General features: G+C 61.5%; 11 protein-coding genes. 4 read left to right on the forward strand and 7 right to left on the reverse strand.

Annotation, left to right across the window (positions count from 1 at the left end; all coding sequences use genetic code 11):
• Positions 1-13: 13 nt before the first annotated feature.
• On the reverse strand, positions 14-433 hold the full coding sequence (locus LRK71_RS18245) for a hypothetical protein (RefSeq protein ID WP_232405401.1): 420 nt from the start codon (positions 431-433) through the stop codon (positions 14-16).
• Between the two features lie 350 nt (positions 434-783).
• Between LRK71_RS18245 and LRK71_RS18250 the strand changes: the two genes are divergently transcribed.
• On the forward strand, positions 784-3,471 hold the full coding sequence (locus LRK71_RS18250; RefSeq protein ID WP_232405402.1) for a methyl-accepting chemotaxis protein: 2,688 nt from the start codon (positions 784-786) through the stop codon (positions 3,469-3,471).
• Between the two features lie 28 nt (positions 3,472-3,499).
• Here LRK71_RS18250 and LRK71_RS18255 read toward each other — a convergent pair whose 3' ends face one another.
• Together LRK71_RS18255 and LRK71_RS18260 are read right to left on the reverse strand one after the other, a co-directional pair.
• On the reverse strand, positions 3,500-4,069 hold the full coding sequence (locus tag LRK71_RS18255) for a hypothetical protein (protein ID WP_232405403.1): 570 nt from the start codon (positions 4,067-4,069) through the stop codon (positions 3,500-3,502).
• Between the two features lie 31 nt (positions 4,070-4,100).
• Positions 4,101-4,394: a hypothetical protein gene (locus tag LRK71_RS18260; protein ID WP_232405404.1), complete on the reverse strand. Its 294-nt coding sequence runs from the start codon at positions 4,392-4,394 to the stop codon at positions 4,101-4,103.
• A 553-nt stretch (positions 4,395-4,947) separates the two neighbouring features.
• Between LRK71_RS18260 and LRK71_RS18265 the strand changes: the two genes are divergently transcribed.
• Together LRK71_RS18265 and LRK71_RS18270 are read left to right on the forward strand one after the other, a co-directional pair.
• Positions 4,948-10,932 carry a hypothetical protein gene (locus tag LRK71_RS18265; protein ID WP_232405405.1) on the forward strand — a complete coding sequence of 1,995 codons (5,985 nt, stop codon included), beginning with the start codon at positions 4,948-4,950 and terminating at the stop codon, positions 10,930-10,932.
• A gap of 12 nt (positions 10,933-10,944) precedes the next feature.
• Positions 10,945-11,637 carry a CpXC domain-containing protein gene (locus LRK71_RS18270; protein ID WP_232405406.1) on the forward strand — a complete coding sequence of 231 codons (693 nt, stop codon included), beginning with the start codon at positions 10,945-10,947 and terminating at the stop codon, positions 11,635-11,637.
• Between the two features lie 41 nt (positions 11,638-11,678).
• On the opposite strand, the gene LRK71_RS18275 is transcribed toward LRK71_RS18270, so the two are convergent.
• Positions 11,679-14,060 (reverse strand): putative bifunctional diguanylate cyclase/phosphodiesterase, encoded by a 2,382-nt coding sequence (locus tag LRK71_RS18275; RefSeq protein ID WP_232405407.1) that lies wholly within the window; start codon positions 14,058-14,060, stop codon positions 11,679-11,681.
• Positions 14,057-14,878 (reverse strand): substrate-binding periplasmic protein, encoded by an 822-nt coding sequence (locus LRK71_RS18280; RefSeq protein ID WP_232405408.1) that lies wholly within the window; start codon positions 14,876-14,878, stop codon positions 14,057-14,059. The genes LRK71_RS18275 and LRK71_RS18280 overlap by 4 nt, the downstream gene beginning before the upstream one ends.
• A gap of 372 nt (positions 14,879-15,250) precedes the next feature.
• Here LRK71_RS18280 and LRK71_RS18285 point away from each other — a divergent pair, with 372 nt between their 5' ends.
• Positions 15,251-17,335 (forward strand): DEAD/DEAH box helicase, encoded by a 2,085-nt coding sequence (locus LRK71_RS18285; protein WP_232405409.1) that lies wholly within the window; start codon positions 15,251-15,253, stop codon positions 17,333-17,335.
• Between the two features lie 238 nt (positions 17,336-17,573).
• Here LRK71_RS18285 and glmM read toward each other — a convergent pair whose 3' ends face one another.
• Together glmM and LRK71_RS18295 are read right to left on the reverse strand one after the other, a co-directional pair.
• Positions 17,574-18,917: a phosphoglucosamine mutase gene (glmM, locus tag LRK71_RS18290; RefSeq protein ID WP_232405410.1), complete on the reverse strand. Its 1,344-nt coding sequence runs from the start codon at positions 18,915-18,917 to the stop codon at positions 17,574-17,576.
• 427 nt (positions 18,918-19,344) lie between these two features.
• Complete coding sequence (locus tag LRK71_RS18295) at positions 19,345-20,370, reverse strand: NAD-dependent epimerase (protein WP_232405411.1); 1,026 nt, start codon at positions 20,368-20,370, stop codon at positions 19,345-19,347.
• Positions 20,371-20,376 lie beyond the last annotated feature (6 nt).

Genomic DNA, 20,376 nt, shown 5'->3' on the forward strand with positions numbered 1-20,376 from the left:
GTCGCAGATACGTTTAGCGGAGACGGCTTAGGTTTCCGCTTTGTAGCGCCTCATAAATTTCGAAATCCAGGGCGTTTGCCCTGTGCAGTTCTGCGGTTAACTCTGGTGACAGGGACATATCCTCGCCGCCCCTTTGAGGGGATTTATTGACCAACGGCAGAGTGATTGTCTGCTGCAGACGCTTTTCTAGAAATTGAAGCGCAGCAGGCAGGTCAGAATAGAAATACAGGTGATCGACCAGAAGCGCCCCGTTTTTATCCGTGATGAAATCTGACTGCTGAGCGATATTGGCATAGGCAGGTCGATCTTTGGAAAGATAGGCCGAAACAAAGTCGTTAAAGCTGACACCGGCGGCGCTGTTGGGGCGGCCCTGCAGCGCCGGGCGTTGACGATAGCGAAACCAGCTGCCCAGCCATTGGACCGGTTCGCGCATGACGGCCATGGTTTCGATTGGTGGCAGGCCTTTCTTTTCAAACAGGGGCCGAAAATTCGGGTCGCGCGGGGGCCGAAGGCGCAGAAACAGGGCTCAAAAATGCCACCAAAAGAACGGGCTGGAGGTTTGAAGCCCAGCTCAGGCACCCGGCACGATCCAGAACCGGCCGCCCGTCTGCGGCGCGCCAATCCGCTAAAAGTTTCATGGCTTTCCTGCCGTCCCTCATGGTTTTTTTACTCTCTTATGGCTTGGCTGTAACAAGGCCTGCCTCCCTCTTGGGGTGATCTGGCCCAGGCTGTGCCACGACCTGCGTGACGGGGGGCACCGAATAGGTGAAGGCGAAATAGATCATGACAGCAGACAAACCGGTAGCAAAACCCGCCAAGGCGACCCGTGCATGGCGGCCCTTCTCCAGCATTGGCGCCAAGATCACTCTGATCCTCCTGGCCATGGGGGCGGCTTCGGCGGTGAGCGGGGTGCTGGTGTCGCTGGTCTTTACCGAGGTGGGCAGCCAGATGCAGCAGCTGTCGGGGCAAAAGCTACCGCAGCTGGAGCTGAGCCAGAGGCTGGGCGTGGCCGCCAACCAGAGCAAAAATGCCATGACCCGGATTCTGCTGTCTCAGAACGAGGCCGATCTGGCCAGCGCCAAAGAGAGCGTGGCCCAGGCCGCCGCTGATCTGGACGCCAGTATCGGTACTCTGCCCGCCAGTGCCCAGACGGGGTTCCGGGCCGAGGCCGCCGAGGTCAGCGAGACCCTGCAAAGCCTGCTGACCGCGCGCAACAGCGCCTTTCGCAACCGGGCCTGGATCGACACCCAGACCGCCGAGCTACAGGGCTATAGCGAAGCACTCCAGGAGAAATTGCTGGGAGTGGCCGATATCGCCTATAGCAATCTGATGCAGGGCGGTGGCGAGACCATTCAGGAGGTGGACGGCGTGCTGAGCGATCTGGTGGAGAAACAGTTCGGCGGCTTGCAGGCCCTGCTGGAAGCGCGCGGCGATATCAATCTTTTGTCGGGCGCCGCCCTGGCGCTTGGCCATGTGCGGGATGTGAAAACCCGCAAGGCGCTGGAAGAAATGGCCACGCAGGCCCTGGCCCATCTGGAGCCGGTGATGGATCAACTGGAAGAGATCGGCCTGGATGCCTTTGGTGCCAAGCAGGTCCGGGCCGGGGTTGCGGTTTTCAAAGGCACCTTGAACGCCAGCCGCAAGGAACAAAAGGAAAGCCGAAAAGTCGTGATGAAGGCGCGCCGGACCAGTTCGGCACCGCTGTCGCGCGCCCTGGACAAGATGGTCTTTACCCTGTCGATCGCCGCCAGCCAGGCCAGTGACAATAATGAAGCGGCTATTCAGGACCTGTTGGATAATCAGGTCGGGGTGTTGCATGAACTCTTGCGGGTGAATGGTGCCATCAGCGCCTTTCAACTGGCAGCACTGGATGTCATTGCCGCGACGGATGTCGCCGAAGCCGAAGCCAGTATCGCGCCGTTCCAAAAGGCCGCCGAAGCATTGGCCAGCTATGTTGATTTTGCCGATGGCAGCCTGGCACCTGAACTGAAAGGGCTGATTGCCCTGGCCGATCCGACCCAGGGGTTGGCGGCGTTTCAGGTGGGATCGCTCAAGGCGGATCAGGCCGCTGGCCTGGCCTCGCAGCAGACCGCCGAGGTGGTCTTGAGCATTGTCCGTCACGCCACTGAACTGGGCACCGTCAGCCAGGCTGAAATTGCCGAAATGGCCAATGGGATCACCCTGGATATGACCCGCGCCCAGCACCGCATGCAGCTGTTGATGCTGCTCTCTGGCGGGGTGGTGATCCTGGCCCTGTTGCTGACCCGGCTGCTGATCACCCGCCCCCTGGCCAGGATCAGTGAAACCACCGAACATCTGGCCGAGGGCGATCTGAGCCCGGTGACCGGGTTCGAGCGGGCCAGCGATGAAATCTACCGCATTGCCGGGGCGCTGTCGGTGTTCCGCAACGGGTTGGTGGAAAAAGAGCAGATCGCCAAGACCGCCGAGGCCGAGCGCGAAAAGCGCCATGCCGATCAGACTGCTGCAGTCGCCGCCTTGGGGCGGGGCCTGGAACAGCTGTCGCAGGGCGATCTGACCATTCGCATCCAGGATGAGATGAGCGCCGGCTATGCCAAGCTGCGCGATGACTTCAACGCGGCGCTGGAAGGGTTGGCAAAATCGGTCAGCAGCCTCAGTCTCAGCGGCAAATCCATTGCCGGCGGCACCTCGGAAATCTCTGCCGCCTCGCGGGATCTGTCGGAACGCTCGGAACGCACCGCCCAGACCCTGGCCAGCACGGCCGCGGCGGTGAACCAGCTCTCGGTTTCGATTGCCCAGACGGCCACTGCCTCTGGCGAGGCCTCGGCCTCGGTCGAGCTGGCCCGCCGCAATGCCCGCGAAAGCCTGGATGTGGTGCAGCGCACCCATGCGGCCATGGAAGGCATCAAGGAGAGTTCGCAAAAGATTACCCAGATCATCGGCATGATCGACAGTATCGCCCAGCAGACCAATCTTCTGGCCCTGAATGCCGGGGTCGAGGCGGCGCGGGCCGGGGATGTGGGCAAGGGGTTTGCCGTGGTGGCATCAGAGGTGCGCACCCTGGCGTATCGCTCCAAGGAAGCGGCCACCGAGATTGCCAGCCTGGTGGCTGAAAGCGGTGAAAACGTCGAGATGGGCGCCGATCTGGTGGCCCGCACCGGCGAGGTCATCGGCGAGATTTCGACCTCGGTCACCGGGGCTGCGGCCCTGATGCAGGAAATCTCTAGCGCCTCTTCGGAACAATCGGGCAGCCTGAAGGAAATCAACGCGGCGATGGGCAATCTGGACGATGCCACTGCCAAGAACGCAGCCCTGTTCGAGGAGGTCACCTCTTCCAGTATTGGCCTGTCACAAGAGGCGCAGGCGATGGATGCGGCGCTTGGCGGGTTCCGCACAGATCGGGCCGCGGGGACCATGCTGCCAGATCAGCCCGCCGACCAGATCACAGGCCAGCTCACAGGCCAGGGCGGGGCGCTGCGCCAGGCAGGTTGAACGCATTGGGGCCAGGGACCGGCGCAGGCTATAGGCCGTAGCTGCGCATCCTGCGAAAGATCACCATCAAGATCAGCATCAGGAAAAACAACCCGCTGATATCGCCAATCAGATAGGCGGCATAATCCATCGGTGGGCTGCCAAAGGCATAGTTGGTCAGCAGCGAGGTGCCGATCGCAATCACCAGCCCAACCGCCATGATGCAGGGCCAGCAGGGGGGCTTGTCCGGGGCGGGGCTGAGATCGTGGCCTAGCAGGCGCAGCAGCTGGAAACAGAGGGTGGGTATGCAGACGGCAATGGCAATGGCGGCCAGTCGGCTTGGCGTCAGTGCCGCCCAGCCGGCCACATAGAAAAAGACAAGACCCACCCCCGGCAGCAGCACCAGCGGTGCGCGCCAGCCCAGCAGCCAGGCCGTTAGCACCCGCACCCCATGTGGCAGAAACAACAGGCTGGCAAAGTGGGCAGAGTTTGCAAAAAACAGGTTTTGTACCGGCATCAGGATTTCAAAGGTGACAAAGAAGGCACTTAGATAGGCCAGCGAGACAATGCATGTCTCTGTGGCCAGCCTTTGCAATGTCCCTGTTTGTCCTAGTGCCAACTTGGCCCTCTCGCAGTTTCCCCCCTGAGGGTTATTTCGCCGGGGTCTTGACGGTATAGTAGCCCCGGACAGAGTCTTTGCAGTGTTCCAGATAGCCCTTGCCCTGCAGGGATTTGAGCGCCCTGAAAAAGGTTGGCCGTGACACATTGGCCAGCAGGGCATGGTCCTGCAGGGTGGTGGTTTTCACCGTGCCTGCGCTGCCGACATGATCGCTGGCCACATAATAGATGTCGCGTTCAACCGGGGAGAGCTCTTGCAGGCCCATGGAATCTTCCATGTCCAAGAGCAGTTTTCTCAGTTCCACCAGTTTTGAAATTTCAGACATAAGCTTTCTAACTTTAAATCAGTGACATCTTTGGTGCCGTTCTCCAATCCGTGCTGGGCCTTGCCCAGCATAGAGCCGCCTTTGTAAAAAGTGCTGCGTCTGATTGCGAGGCCGAGATCGACATGACAGGCCGAGTCTGCCGAAGATGCTGAAAAAGTAAACAGCCCAAAGGCAAACAGGGTGGGATTTAAAGTATCATATTGACACGTGAAGGCGAGTGTCTAAGCTTCGGACGAGTCCGACAGTTTTGCTTAACCGTGAGTGGTGGTGTGTCGACAAGTTCTTTTCAGTACCAAACTCTTTACCAGGCGCGGGGCCCTTTGGCCCTGCGTCTGCGTTTTCGCCGCCTGCCCTTCTCTGTCTTTATTGCTGCTGTTGGTGTGCTCTTGTCGGCTGGCTGATCCGGTCCTGCCGCGGGGTGGCCCTTGCGGGGTGGTAAAAAACTGGACCGAACCGGGATCTGAGTGCATCTTATGGGGAGCGGCGTCGTGTTGCGGCCCCGGTATTATCGAATTTTATGTTTGTTATCTGTTAATTGGTTGGGGGGAATGTTGTGCCGCTAGACAAGGAATCCGCGCAGGAACTGAAGAAAAAGCTCAAACTGGCCCGCAACAAAGAGCTGAGTTTTGCGCTGGCCCTGGGTAAAAAGCCGGAAGACTGTGCCCTGATCATGCATAAAGAGCGGGGCGGCGACAAACTGCTGTTGCAGGTCAAGAAAATGCCGGGCGTGCAGCCGAAAAAATCTTGCTACGGCACCCTGACGGTGGATGGCCAGGTGGTAAAACTGGCCTGCCGCAGTGACCCGCCGGCCGGTTTGGTGAAAAACTTCCGTCTCTTCTTTCGCAGCAATGATCTGACGATGAAGCTGGCGGTGCAGGCCCCCGGAGAGGCGGAATTCACGCTGGAAGCCGAAGATCAGGCAGCGGATCAGGCGGCCGTGGGGGCGGAAAATCCAGCCCCCGGCCCGGCTGCCGGTGCTGAGGCCGCGCCTGCGCCTGGGGCCGCGCAGGATGATCCCGGCGGCCCAGAGCCGGCGCTGAAGACGCGCAGCAAGGGCCTGCAGCAGGCTATTGCCGCCCTGGAGGACGGGCCGGTGCGGGCCAAGCTGACCGAGGGGCTGACCCTGGCGGTGCAGAGTTTGGCCAAGGGCGATCCTGCCAAGGCGGCGGCGCTGTTGGAGAAACTGGAAAAGGCGCTGCAGCAGATTGAAAAATCCAAGGCGGCCTCTGCCCCCAGTTCTGATCCCAGTGCCCCCCCCAGTACGCCGCCCGGTACGCCGCCCAGTGCCGAGAGCATCGACCCGCAGGCGGCAGATCCAGATCCGCAGGCGGCGCGCTGGCAGGCGAGTTTTGCCAAGCTGGACCCGCATGTGCAAAAGACCCTGACAGCCGGTCATGGGGATCTCAACAAGATCAAGGCGGTCTGGGACTTTGCCAAGGGCAAGGCCAGCGCGGGGGATTTTGGGGCAGCTCTGAAAGCCGTCGGGCCGCTTTCGGCGCTGCTGTCGCAGGCCGCTGTTGCCGCCAAGAGTGCCGCCACCGAGGCAATGGATGCCGGGGATGACAGCGCTCAGACCGGGGCCGCCTGGGATAAGACCGTGGCGCTCTATGGTCCTGTGGTGGCAGAGCTGCAGAACCGCGAGGACCCGCGGGCCGCCAAGGTTGCGGCGGCCTGGGAAATGGCGCTGAAGGCGGCCCGGGGCGGTGATTTTGACACCGCCAATATGATTGCGGGCCGCCTGCGCCCGCTTCTGGACAGTGAGACGACACCGGCCTCTGCGCAAAAGGTCAAACCAGGGGTTGCCGCCGGGCCGACCTCAACCCCGGCTCCGCCGCAGGAGAAAGCTGTCGCCCCAGAGAGTGAACCGGAACCGGAGGTGGCGCCCGAGGTTCCCCCAGTTGTTCCCCCAGTGGCGGAACCAGAGGCGGCTGTGAAGACGGCGCCAGAGGCCAGTCCCAAAGCCGCCCCAGAGGCTGCACCAAAAGCCGCACCAGAGGCCGATCCACTGGCGCAGAGCACCGATGACCCGGTGAAAAAGCAGGCTTTGGAAAAAATTGATGCGGCCCGGGGTGGGCTGACCCGGATTGAAGGGCTGATCGCCGCCTTTGGCAGCCCCAACCCAGAGGATTGGGCCACTGTGCTGCGCCAGGCTGAGGCTCTGCTGAGCCCGGCACCGGAGAAAAAGGCCGCAGAGATCGAGCAGGACGCCAAAGAGGCCGAGGGGCTGCTGGGCGATCTTGAGCCAAAGATTAAACAGCTGACCCTGGACAAGCAGACCTGGGACCAGCAGCAGCCGCTGTTTGCCGCCCGTCTGGTGCCGATCAAGGCCCATGCGCTGAAAGGTGTCGACCCGGTCAAGACCAAACTGGCAGAAATGGAGGCCGAGATTGCCGCAGCTGAGGCCGATGCCGCTCGGTTTGAGTTCAAGAAAGCGGCCAGTGGCATCGTGTCTTTTCTCAGCCGGGGCGATGCGCTGGAGGCCCTGGCGGATGATTTCGCCCATTACCGCAAGATCCAGGCCGACCGGCTGGTGTTGGTCACCCCGCGCCGCACCAAGGCATCCCCCCGGGCACCGATCCAAGCCTGCATTGATGAATTGGGCACCACCTATGACGAAGGCGTCGCCAAGGCCGCCGGTGAAGATTATGAGGCGGCGGTGCGGCTGATGAACAAGATCCCCGCGCTGGCCGATCAGGTGGATCTGCTGCTGGATCGGGAACAAGAAACAACCTTTCTGCTGGGCAAGGTGAACACCGCCCTGACCAAGCTCAACGCCCTGCCCGCCAATGTGAAGGCACTGCTGCAGGCCGGGATCGACCGCTGCCAGGCGGCCTATGATGCCAGCCAGCCAGGGGGAGAGCCGGATGTGGTGAAGGCGGCTGAAAAGCTGACGCTGGCGCGGCGCGAATGCAATGACCTTGAGGCGCGCGGTAAAAAGGCCAAGGCCTATGTGGATATGCGCGCGCTCTTTGATGCCAAGCTGAATGATTTCAAGGCCCATGCCGGCAAGGCGGGCATCGACGATGTGATTGCCCGGATGGAGGCAGAGTCTGCCAGCGCCGCCTCGGATGCGATCATGCGCAAATTTGACAGCGCCACCCGGATCCTGGCGGCCAATCAGGGCGACTGGCCTGCCTATAAGACCCGGGCGGATGACTATCTTTCCTATAAGACCAGGCGCGATGTGCTGGAGGCCCGGCTGAAAGAGCTGCGCAAATTGCCCGAGGCAGCGGCGGCGATTGATGAACTGGCCATCTGTGACAGCCAGTTGCGCCAGGCCAGCACCGAAGCGGCGGCGCGCGATTACAAAAGCGCAAAGGAAAGCGTCATCGCAGGGGATGCAACGGCGGATGTGGCCAAGACCCTCATCGAGATGCGCGCCGAGATGGCCAAGCTGAAAAAGGACGATGTGCTGGCGGCGGTTGATACCGATGTGGTGGCGGCCTTCAAGAACTATGGCGAACTGGAAAAATTTGTCGCTGGCAAGGATGACGGCACATTTGCCACTCTGCGCGCCGCAGCCGCGGCCGAGGCGCAAAAGGGCCGGACCGCCTCGATGGGGGCCAGCCCCGATCTGGACAGCGTGCGGGCGCATCTGGACGCGGCGATCAAGCAGCTGGAGGCGGTGTTGCAACAGACGGCCTGCAAAGGTGCATTTGACAGCCTGCGCAGCGCCATTCGCCCGGCAGTAGAGACGGAACTCAAGACTGGCAGCGACGCCAATGACAGCTGCCTGGCCAGCGATTTGCAGGCACTCACCCTGCTGCTGACGGCGGCGGATGATGCGGTCAAAGCGCCGGGTCTGGATTTTGCCACTGGCCTGGAAAAGGTAAATGCGGCCCAGGCTCTGGTGCCGGGCGCGCGCAAGAAGCTGGCGCTCTATATCGCGGCCGGGCCGCTCAAGACCAAGCTTGCGGCCTCTGAACGCCGTCTTATCCGCAGCCGCGACCGGGCGCTGACCTATACCAATCCGATTGATGCCAAGGAAAGCCTGCAGATCGAGGTGGACAAGGTGGCAGGATTTCGCGCCAGTTTTGATACCGATTGGGCCGCAGGCAAATATGCAGCGGCACTGGCCAAGCTGAAAGGAGATGCCAAACGCGGCGCCGCCTATGAGGCGGTGCGGGCGGATTACGTCACCGCGATTACGCGCCGTCAGGAATGGATCTATGACGATGAGGTCAATATTGCGGGCGATCCGCTGGTGCAGAAAGAGCGCGACGAAATTGCCGCCGCCAAGGTGAAGATTGCCAATCTGTTGCAGCAGCGTGCCTTTGCGGCGGCCAGCAAGGTGGCAAATGACGATTCTTTTGCCATTGATCGCGGCAAGGCCATTCTGGCGGCCCGCACCGCCTATGAACCCAAGCGCGCGGCCGCCGAAGCCAAGGTGCAGGAGGCCGAGACCGAGGCGGGGCGGGTTTCCTCCAATGCCGGGCTGACCGCCCAGGCCGCGGCGCTGCGGACCCGCTATACCCAGGCCCATGCTGAAACTGCCGTGCCCAAGCGTCGCTTTGACACGGCTCGCCCTGAAATGGAGGCCCTGGCCACCGATTGCCAGCCGGTGATTGATGCCTGCAAGCGCTATAAGCTCTTTGTCGAGGGCAGCCAGGCGGCTGCAACCAAGATCCAGGCGGTCAAGGATCACGCCCAGGCGCAGTTTATCACCCCGCTGATTGCCCGGATCGAGGGCAAATATGCCAATATGATGGAGCTGGCCGCCCAGGGCCATATGAACCAGGCCAAGGCGCTACTGGATGTGCTGCCACAGGATTGCGAGGATGCGCTGGCGGCGGCCAAGAACACTGCAGCTCTGGCCGGGATCAGCGATGATCTGGACGGTGCCGAGGAAGAGGATACCGCAGCCATCAGCAAAGCCATCGCAGATCTGCGCGCCGTCTTTGATACGCTGAAATGGGAAAGCGAGGCGGAATATGCCAAGGGGCTGGAGGCAGCGGAAAGTCAGGTTGATGCGGTGGAGGAGCAGCTGACAGCAGATCCTGCAGCGGCAAAAGCTGCGATTCCCGCCGCGTTGAAAGCCTGCGAGGCCCTGCAGGTGGAGATCAGCCATCACAAGCATCTGGCAGAGCTGGCGACGCGGGTCATTGCCCGGATCACCAGCACCACTGCCCCCTTTGTCAAATACAGCATCATTGCGGAAGATGCCGATGCGCTGAAGGCAGCGGTCGCTGCGGCGCTGAAAGACGCACAGACGGGCGGCGATCCGGCCAGCGCCAGCACCGCAATCGAGGCGGTGATGGATCAGCAGCATGCGCTGATGCGTATGGCGGCGCGCCATGATCAGCTGCTCAAGGACTGCGACGCGCTGGAGACCCAGCATGCGGCGTTGCTGGGCAGTGAACACCGCTATGCCATCCGCGCGGATCTGGAACGCCTGTCTGGCGAGGTGGCGCAGGCCCGTGCGGCGGCGTCAAAACGCGATCATGACAGCGCCGAGGCCCATGTGAAAACGGCTCAGGCCCTGGCCGTGGATGCGGTGGCCAAGGATAAGATGGCCGACAATAAGGCCCCGGATCCTGCAAATATCAAAAAGATCCTCGAACGCCCGGATGGGGACAAACAGCTGGATGAGATGATCAAGGGGCTGGATGCTTCGGTGCAGCGCAAGGTCCTGCGGGTGGCCTTTGAGGCCAAATATGGCTGCAAGCTCAATATCTATGCGGCGGCGGTGGATGATGATGCGACACGTCACCGGGCCGGCAATCTGGTGGCGGACGGCAGCAAGAAGGGTCCCAATATCCGCCGTCTGTATGAGGTGATGTCGGTGCTGCCGCCGCAGGATACCCGCGACAATGCCTCGATGAAAATCTTTGGCTATGAGGATGTGGAAAGCCAGAAGGGCTCTTACTATGGGGGCGATGCCAAAGAGGTGGTGATGCGCGAGGGCAATGCCAGTCTCAGCAGTGTCTATGGCTTTGGCCGCCCGCATGAGGTGGGAGAGGTCGATCCCGCTTGCGAGCCGGCCGATCAGGACCAGGTGGATTTCTTTTCCTGGAATACCCTGCATGAAGCCGGGCATGCGGTGGATGATCAGCGCAGTTTCATGACCGGGGTGGCGGGCAATGCCACCTATGGCGGCTGGCAGGAGCATGGGGGCAATGTCAAACCCGTGGCCGATGCCATCGCCGGGCATTACAGCTATGATGCGGACTATGTGGCACAATATGCCAGCGGGAATGCCAATCCTGCCCAGCCGGAATGCCCGGCTGATGTGGACCCTGAAGTCTGGGAACAGCGGCGCAGCAAATGCTGTGCCCATGTAGATATGGCACGGGCAACGAATAACCCCTGGCAAAGCGCTGCCATTGCCGCCAAGCTCAATATCGCGGGCCGCGTCTACCATGAAAGTTACAAGGGGGGCAGCTGGAGCAGCTATGCCTTTGCCGCCCGCAAGCAGGCCATCAGCGGCTATCAGTTCCGGGCGCCGGGGGAATGGTTCTCAGAGTTATATGCAGCCTATCACAGCAAAAAATTAAAAGATCAGCATCCGGCCGTTGCCTGGCTGAAGACACTGGTCTGAGGGGAGTAGAGGATGTCACTTTTTGTTCCGATGAACCTGACCTGCCCGAACTGTGCAGCCGTGTTCACCTATGAAGCTGTGGGCAGCGTCAATGCGGACCGGCGCCCGGATCTGCGCACAGAGATCCTGGAGGATCGCTTCCAGACCGCAACCTGCAGTGAATGCGGCCATGGCTTTCGGCTGGAGCCGGATTTCAACTATCTGGATGTGGGGCGGCATCAGTGGATCGCCGCCCTGCCCGCCAGCCAGCTGCGCGATCATCTGGACATTGTCGCGGACACGCAGGCGGTGTTTGATCTGAGCTATGGCGCGCAGGCCCCCGCCGCCGCCCAGAGCGTGGGGCAGGATCTGCAGCAGCGACTGGTCTTTGGCTGGCCGGCCCTGCGCGAAAAGCTGGTGCTGCAGGACATCGGCTTTGACGATACACTTTGGGAGGTGGCCAAGCTGGATCTGCTGCGCCGCCTGCCCGAGGCCCCGATGGCCGAGGGGGTGGAGCTGCGCCTGATGGGGGCACAGGCTGATATGCTCGACCTGGCCTGGATTTCCGCCAGCAGCGAAACGCACCTGAATGATTTCCAGGTCGAGCGGCGGCTTTATGACCATATTGCCGCCGACCCGGCCCCCTGGCAGGCGGTGCAGGTCTTGCTGGCCAGCAGCCCGTTTGTGGATATTCAAAAACTGTTCATGGGAGAGGGCCCCCCCTGAGCATAGTCGCCCGGTCGGCGGTGTTTGATACAGGGGGAGGCCTAGCCGCGCAGGCTGCGCGCTTGCCGTCCCGGAAACAGCCGTGCGGTGGCGGCGCGTTCGGTCAGGGGCGGGCCGTCGAAATAGCCCTGCAAATAGTCGACGCCGCAGGCCTTGAGCTGCAGACGATGTTCATCGGTTTCCGCGCCCTCGCCAGTGACCCGCATGCCCAGGGCATGGCCCAGCTTGGCGATGGCGCTGACGATGGCGCGGGTTTCCTCGGATTCCGGCAGCTTGGAGACAAAAGCCGCATCGACCTTGATCTTGTCGACCGGGAATTTCTGCAAATAGCTGAGCGAGGAATAGCCCATGCCAAAATCATCCAGCGCCACGGTGACCCCCAGTTCCTGCAGGGCCTGGATTTCGCGCAGGGCAGACTGACCGCTGGCCAGCACCACGGTTTCGGTGATTTCGGCCTCTACGGCCGAGGCCGGGCAATTGGTTTCAAAGAGGCAGTCATTGACAAATTCATCAACCTGGGTGCCAAACAGCTTTGGCGACAGGTTGACCGCCACCCGGCCCTGAAACCCCGCATCATGCCAGCGGGCCGCCGTGTGAAAGGCCTGGATCATGATTTGATAGGTGAGATCGCGGATCAGCCCGCTGTCTTCGGCTATGGGGATGAACTCGGCCGGGGAAATGCTGCCTAGCTGGCGGTGATGCCAACGCGCCAGGGTTTCAAACCCGATGATCTGGCCGCTGCCCAGGTCGGTCTGGATCTGAAACACCGGACGGATGTCTCCCTCGGTCAGGGCGGCGCGCAATTCCCGTTCCAGCAGGCTCTTGCGTTTGACGATTGTCTCCAGATCTTCGTGAAAGACCTCGACCATGCCACGGCCGCCGCGCTTGGCCTCATAAAGCGCCAGATCGGCGCGGCGAATACCTTCCGAGGGCGTGCTTTGGGGGCCAGACAGGGTGGCGATGCCGGCGCTCATGCCGGTGTGTAGGACCTGGCCATTGACCTCTTGTGGCTGGGCCATTTCTTCGACCAGGCGATTGGCGATATTGCTCATCCGCTTTTGGCTGTCGCCGCCGCGTACCAGAATGGCAAATTCATCGCCGCCCAGTCGGGCTGCCGTAACATAGGAATTGGTGCAAGCTTCAAATTTGCGCGCCACCACCTGTAACAGCGCATCCCCCGCCGGATGCCCCAGCGTGTCGTTGATCTGTTTGAAATGATCCAGATCGGCCAGCAGGATAGAGACCTCGTCGCCGTCCTGCTGCAGCCAGGTTGTCAGCGTCTGCTCCATCAGCCGCCGATTGGGCAGCCCGGTCAGGCTGTCGTGTTCGGCGAGAAAGCGTACCCGTTCTGCCTGCCGCGCCTGGTCGGAATGATCCGAGGCCAGCAACATCGCCCCAAGGTAATGCCCGTGTTCGTCGCGAATGGGGCCACCGCGCACCAGAAGGTTGAGCCTCTGTTGTGAACGGTTGTGGGTGGTGGTGGTCTCAAAGGCAAAGCTTTCGTTCTTTTCAATTGTCTCTTCGGTATGGTTGGCCAGGTTTTCCGGCAGCCAGGAGTGCAGGTTCAGTTGTCGGCCGACCTGGGCATCGCCAAAGAATTGCTCGGCATTGGGGTTGCACAGCACCACCTTGCCGGTTTCATCGACCAGAAGCACCCCGTCGCGGGTGGATTGCAGCGCCCGATTGATCCGCCGGTTCGCCCGCCGGGCGCTTTCGTCGCTTTGGTCGCGCAGCTCGGCAACCTCAAGTTTGTTCTGGGACAGTTGGTGCAGGGCCTGGGCCATCAGGCCAATTTCGTCCCGACGCTCCAGGCCGGGAATCGGGCCGTCAAAATCATCACGGCGCATGTCGATCAGGGTCCGGGTCAGGGCCTCGATGGGACGCGACAGCCGCAGCAGCACCAGATAGATCACCAGGCCAATCATGAAGAGCACAAAGAGCGAGGAGCCGATATGCCCCAGCAGGTTTTTGTTCAGCAGGTCTTTCATACCGGCCAGCGTGTGGGTCAGCTCCAGCGTGCCCAGCACATGCAGCTGGTCGCCGATGGTATAGGTGATTTGTTGGCTGGCCTGCAGATCATCGGCGGCCGGATGATAGTCTGGCTTTTGCTGCTCATAGAGCGGCGTGCCACCGGCGTCAAAGATCTGCACCCGGGCGGTCCGTCTCTCGTGCAGGATGCTTTGCACCAGGCTTTCAATCTGGTTGTTGTCATAGTCCCACATGGGCCGGGCCAGGGCTTCGCTGACAAAATGCAGCGCCAGGTCGTGCTCGGTTTCCAGCCCCTCTATGAAATGGGCTTTGTGGTCCAGGGCCTGATAGCTGATGCCGATGCCCTGGATGACAATAACCGGAAGGATCAGCCCGAGAAACAGGCGGATGCGAAAGGACAGCCTGGATATAAACTGCAGTGGAAAAATCTTCATTGGAGTGCCCCTGCCTGGCCATAACGGACCAGAATTTCGTGGTAGCGCCCTGAGTGTTTCAGCTGGGCCAGGCCTGCGTTGAATTGCTGGACATAGCGGGCCGAGCTTGGCAGGGCTGGGGAAAAGCCCAGTCGTATGGCCTGGGGCATGCTGTAGGACTGAATATCGATCAGATCGGACAGGCCGAGCTGGCGGGCGCGATGGACCAGCACTGCCTGGGCCTCCAGCACCAGATCAACCCGATGATTTAAAAGCTTTTTCAGGTTGCGTGCGACCGTGTCGCCCCCATTGATCAGCTGCACCCGGCTGGGGCGGTTGCGGTTTTCAGCGATATATTGCGCCAGCCTGTTGGAATAGCGATAGTCCTGCACTGCGCCCAGTTGCAGGTCCTGCAGGGCCTGCAGGACCTGAACGGGGCGGGCCTCGCCGCGGCGAAAGGCCAGGGCTTCTTGATGATGGGTGATGGGCTGCGTGAAGGTCAGGCCGCTGATCTTGTACATCTCGGGCCCGAGCAGACCATTGACCGCGCCAGTGTGCACCAGGGTCAGGCTGCGCGACCAGCTGAGCGTCTCATAGCGGATTTCATGGCCAAAGGGCGCCAGGGCCTCGCGGGTCAGTTCGATCAACAGGCCGGGGTGGCTGGTGTCAGAACGGCACACATAGGGGCACCAGTGGCCGGCGCGCAACTCTATCACATCGGCATGGACGGCGCGCCCTGCGGTAAAGGATACAAGCCCCGAGAGCACAAGGACCCCGATGAGGGACAAAAGTGAGGTCAGCTCTGATAGGGCAGTTGTCACAACGCGGATCCCCCACATGAACGCTTCCTTTTTCCTTTCATCTCTGGGGGCGACTGTGCCACAAGATCGTTAAATTCGCGTATGGTAGCGGTGTGAAATCAGCCTCTCTGCGGGGGGCACCGGCACCAAAAGTCGATAATTTTACTAAAGCGCAGCGACATCCGGAATGGTGTCACAGACTGCAAGTACAGCCACAAAAGTCTGGTGCGGAAAGAGCCGAGGTCAAAACCAGGCTGGCCGAACCTGCGATAGCGGGCTATAGGTGGCGGGAATCGGTGCCTATACATGGCGCCATGAAAGGCCTATACGCGGCCAATTGCTGCCTGGGCCCTGCCCTTTGTGCGGCAGCCCTGGTTTGGCCTCCGCCACAATAGAAAAGCAGATCATCTCTTGAAACAGACATTAGCGCTGGCGCTCGAGCGCCGTGGATATTCCTCTTTGACCCCGGTACAGGAGGCGGTTTCTGATCCGGCCCTGTCCGGTGTCGACCTTCTGGTGTCCGCCCAGACCGGGTCGGGCAAGACGGTGGGCTTTGGCCTGGCCATTGCCGATACGATTTTGGGTGCGGATGAAAAATTCACCTCCGCTGCCACGCCACTGGCGCTGGTGATTGCGCCCACCCGAGAGCTGGCGATGCAGGTCAAGCGCGAGCTGGCCTGGCTGTACGGCGAAGCAGGTGCGGTGATGGCTTCCTGTGTGGGCGGCATGGATATGCGCGATGAACGTCGCGCCCTGGATCGTGGTGCCCATATCGTCGTGGCGACACCGGGCCGTCTGCGCGACCATATCATGCGCGGCTCTATTGATCTGTCTGATTTGCGCGCCGTGGTGCTGGATGAAGCGGACGAAATGCTGGATCTGGGCTTTCGCGAAGATCTGGAATTCATCCTTGGGGAATCCCCGGCCGAGCGCCAGACCCTGCTGTTTTCCGCGACCGTGCCTCCCGCTATTGCCGGCCTTGCCAAAAGCTATCAGCGCGATGCCAAGCGGATTTCTACCGTGGCCGAGAAAAGCCAGCACAGCGATATCGAATATCAGGCGATGTCGGTGGCGGCCCGCGATGATGAAAACGCCATCATCAATGTGCTGCGCTATTATGAATCGCCCAATGCCATTGTGTTCTGCAACACCCGCGCCATGGTCAACCGGCTGCTGAGCCGCCTGTCCAACCGCGGCTTTTCCGTGGTGGCCCTGTCTGGCGAATTGTCCCAGGCCGAGCGTAGCCATGCGCTGCAGGCGATGCGCGATGGCCGCGCCCGTGTCTGTGTCGCCACCGATGTGGCGGCGCGCGGCATTGACCTGCCGAACCTGGATCTGGTGGTGCATGCCGAACTGCCCAACAGCCACGAAACCCTGCTGCACCGCTCGGGGCGGACAGGTCGGGCCGGTCGCAAGGGCGTCAGCGCCCTGGTGGTGCCGCCCAAATCCATCCGCAAGGCGGAACGCCTGCTGAAGATGGCCAAGCTGACCGCAACCTGGGACAATGCGCCCTCGGCCGAGATGATCAAGGACCGTGACGGCGAACGCATGCTGGCCGATCCCGCCTGGAGCGAGGTGCCTGCCGCCAGCGAAGAGGCGATGGTTGCCAAGCTGGTCGAGGAATTTTCGCCGTCGCAGTTGGCCGCAGCCTATCTGCGGCTGTGGAATGCCGGCCGTTCGGCGCCGGAAGAGCTGTCGGCGGCCAATGCCAAGCCCGAGCCGCGCGCGCCCTTTGGCCCCAGTGTCTGGTTCTCGCTGGATACCGGTCGCGACAAGGGGGCCGATCCGCGCCGTCTGTTGCCGATGCTGTGCCGCGCCGGGGATATTACCAAGGCCGATATCGGTGCGATCCGCATCCAGTCCGAGGAAACCTTTGCCGAGATCCGCGAGACCCATGTGGCTGGCTTTTTGAAATCCATGGGCGCTGATATGGTGCTGGACGATGGCACCAAGGTGACCCGCCTGAACACTCCGCCCAATATTCCGGCTGGCCGTGTTTCGGCACCGCGCAAGCCAGCTGGCGCAGGCAGGAAACCCGGTGGCTATGAGGACAAGCGCCCGCATCGCGGCGCCGAGGCCGGTGGCTACAAAGACAAGAAACCCTATGGCGGGGATAAGCCGCGCGGCGATCGTTCCGAACGCCCACGCCATAAACCCGAGGCACCGCGCGAACCCAATGCGGTGGTGAGCGAAGTCGGCCCCCGCAGTAAGCCAGCTGCCAAGGCTGACAGCAAGCCGAGCTATCGCGCCGGTGCCGGGGATCCCGGTAAGAGCTGGCGTAAGGATGGCGGCAAGCCGGGGGCAAAAAAGCCAGCCGGGAAACCTGCAGGCAAGCCAGCGGGCAAGTTTGGCGGCAAGCCAAGCGAGGAGCGCGGCGGTCCCAAAGGCCCGCCACCGCCCAAGGGTAAATCCAATAGCAAGAAGAACCGCGCCCGCACCGCCGAGGCCAAGGTCACCAAGGGCGGCAGCGCCAAGCCACGTCGGCCCAAGGGGTGATGACGGCGTTCCGCATCAAACGCGAAAGGCTGTAAGAGCCTGGGTCTGATCAGGGCATGTTGCAGCAACCGCCGCCAAGGAGAAATCCTTGGCGGCGGTCTTGTCTGGGTCTCCCCTATTTCGCCCCCTATTGACCCGTCTCATTGGGGGGGCGGAAGAAGGGGGGCGCTGCCCCCGGCCCTCTGGGCCTCCCCCGAGGTATTTCCGGTAAGATGAAATCTGGCAGGCATGGCATGGGCTAGCGGGTTGCGGCTTCTACTGCGGCGGCTACCTCGGCCACGGTGGTGTTCAGCAGTCCTTCGTCTTCGCATTCTGCCATCACCCGGATCAGCGGCTCGGTGCCGGATTTGCGGATCAGCAGGCGGCCCTTGTCCTTGAGCACGGCTTCGGCGTCGCGAATGCTCGCCTGGACCGAGGCCAGTTCCAGCGGGGTTTGACCGGCGGTAAAGCGCACGTTCTGCAGCCGCTGTGGCACCGGATCAAACTGTGACAGCAGATGTGAGGCGCTCTGGCCGGTTTCCACCAGGGCGGCCAGCATATGCAGCCCGGCCATCAGCCCATCGCCCGTGGTGGCGTAATCGCTCATCACGATATGGCCGGATTGTTCGCCGCCCAGGTTAAAGCCGCCGGCCCGCATCCGTTCCACCACGTAGCGGTCGCCAACGGCGGTGCGTTCCAGCTTTAGCCCCTGCCCCTGCAGGTGGCGTTCCAGCCCGAGATTGGACATCACCGTTGCCACCAGGGCATTGCCGGCCAGGGTTCCGGCCTGGGCCCAGCGGCTGGCCAGAAGGGCCATCAGCTGATCGCCATCGGCCACCTTGCCGGTCTGGTCGATCAGGATCACCCGGTCGGCATCGCCATCCAGGCAGATGCCGACATCGGCACCATGGGCCAGCACCGCCGCCGCCGCTGCTGCGGGCTGGGTCGAGCCACAGTCGCGATTGATATTGAGCCCATCGGGGCTGACCCCGAGGGGGACGACTTCAGCGCCCAATTCCCACAGTACTTCGGGGGCGGTGCGATGGGCCGCGCCATTGGCGCAGTCCAGAACCACCTTGAGCCCATCCAGGCGAATGCCACGCGGCAGCGAGGATTTGACCCGCTCGCCATAGCGAAAGCGGGCGTCATCAATGCGTTTGGCCCGGCCGATATTCTGGGCCTGGGCCGGGGTGACGCCGGCGTCTATCAGGGCCTCGATTTCGGTTTCGGCCTGATCGGAGAGTTTGAAGCCATCGGGGCCAAAGAATTTGATGCCATTGTCCTGCGCCGGGTTATGGCTGGCCGAGATCATCACCCCAAGATCGGCGCGCATCGAACGGGTCATCAGCCCCACGGCAGGGGTTGGCACCGGCCCCAGCAGCAGCACGTTCATGCCGGTCGAGGTGAGCCCGGCCGTGAGGGCGCTTTCGAACATATAGCCTGAAAGCCGGGTGTCCTTGCCAATCACCACCCGGTGCACGCCGCCGGCCTCGCGGCGGAAATACCGCCCCACGGCGGCGCCGATGCGCAGAGCCATATCTGCGGTCATCGGGTGGATATTGGCTGTGCCTCGCACCCCGTCAGTGCCAAATAAGTTGCGCATTTTGCATCCCATGAATGTCGTTTCTGCCAGAGTGCAGCCAGGCGTAGAAAGCCCAGGCCTGCGGCGACAGGCTGTTGTGCCAGCATAAAGCCCCGCTTGTACAGGGCCAGAGGCGCAGTTTCGATCCGCCGCTGTGAGCGATATCCTGCTGTGGGGTACAGGGGAACAGCGGCTACAGGAGAGTATTGGGAGCAGGCCGATGCTGTGTGGGCGGCCGACCTGGCACCAAAGGCGGAACCAGCCTTCATATCGGTGCTGCGATAAGGCCAGATCGGGTCATGCGGATTTCAATATCCTGCCCTTAAAGCCTGCATAAAAGGGGCAATGGATGACTGTCCGGGCGAAAGACCCCGCAGTTTACTGGAGATAAAAGCAAATACTGGGACATTGCAGGGGATATTATACCTGATAGGCGCCATATTTGGCCTTAGGGTGCCTGATCCCCATAGTAGCTGCGGTACCAGTCGACAAACTGCGCGACCCCCTCTGCCATGTCGGTTTTTGGCGCATAGCCTGTCAGCCGCTGCAACAGCGCGGCATCTGCCCAGGTTGCGGGCACATCACCGGCCTGGATCGGCATCAGGTTCTGCTGCGCCTTGATCCCCGTTGCTACCTCGATTGCTTTGATAAAGCTGGTGAGCTGCACACTGTCTGAATTGCCGATATTGACCACGCGCCAGGGCGCGACAGGCGATAGGCTGTCGCCGTCTTCAACCACACCGTTTTCAGGCGGTTCCGGCACCACATCGAGCAGCAGATGGATCGCCTCGACCAGATCGGTGACATAGGTGAAATCCCGCTTCATATCGCCATGATTATAGACGTCGATCGGCTTGCCTTCCAAAATGGCCTTGGTGAATTTGAACAGGGCCATATCCGGGCGGCCCCATGGCCCGTAGACTGTAAAGAAGCGAAACATGGTTGTTGGCAGGCCATAGAGGTGAGCATAGGAATGCGCCATGCTCTCGGTCGATTTCTTGGTGGCAGCATAAAAGGACATCTGGTGATCGGCGCGCGCGGTCTCTCGATAGGGCATCGTGGTATTGGCGCCATAGGCAGAGGAGGTCGATGCCAACAGAAGGTGGCGCGGCGGATAGGCCCGGGCCGCTTCCAAGAGCTCAAACGTCCCGATAATATTGCTTTCCAGGTAGGACCGAGGGTTTTCTATCGAATAGCGAACCCCTGCCTGCGCCGCGAGATGGATCACATAGTCCGGCTTGTGACTGGCAAAGAGCTCCATCAAGAGCTGCGGATCTTCGATTTTGCCAATGACGGGAAGGAAGCTATCCTGCCCTTCCTTGGCCAGGATGGCATGGCGGGCTTGCTTGAGCGCGACACTGTAGTAGTCCGTGAGCGCATCAACCCCCACCACCTGATAGCCGTGTTGCAAAAGCAGCCTACACAGGTGAAAGCCGATAAACCCGGCCGATCCGGTGACAAGAACGGTCTGCATTATATC

This window comes from Pseudophaeobacter flagellatus (assembly GCF_021228235.1).
Taxonomy (GTDB): Bacteria; Pseudomonadota; Alphaproteobacteria; order Rhodobacterales; family Rhodobacteraceae; genus Pseudophaeobacter; species Pseudophaeobacter flagellatus.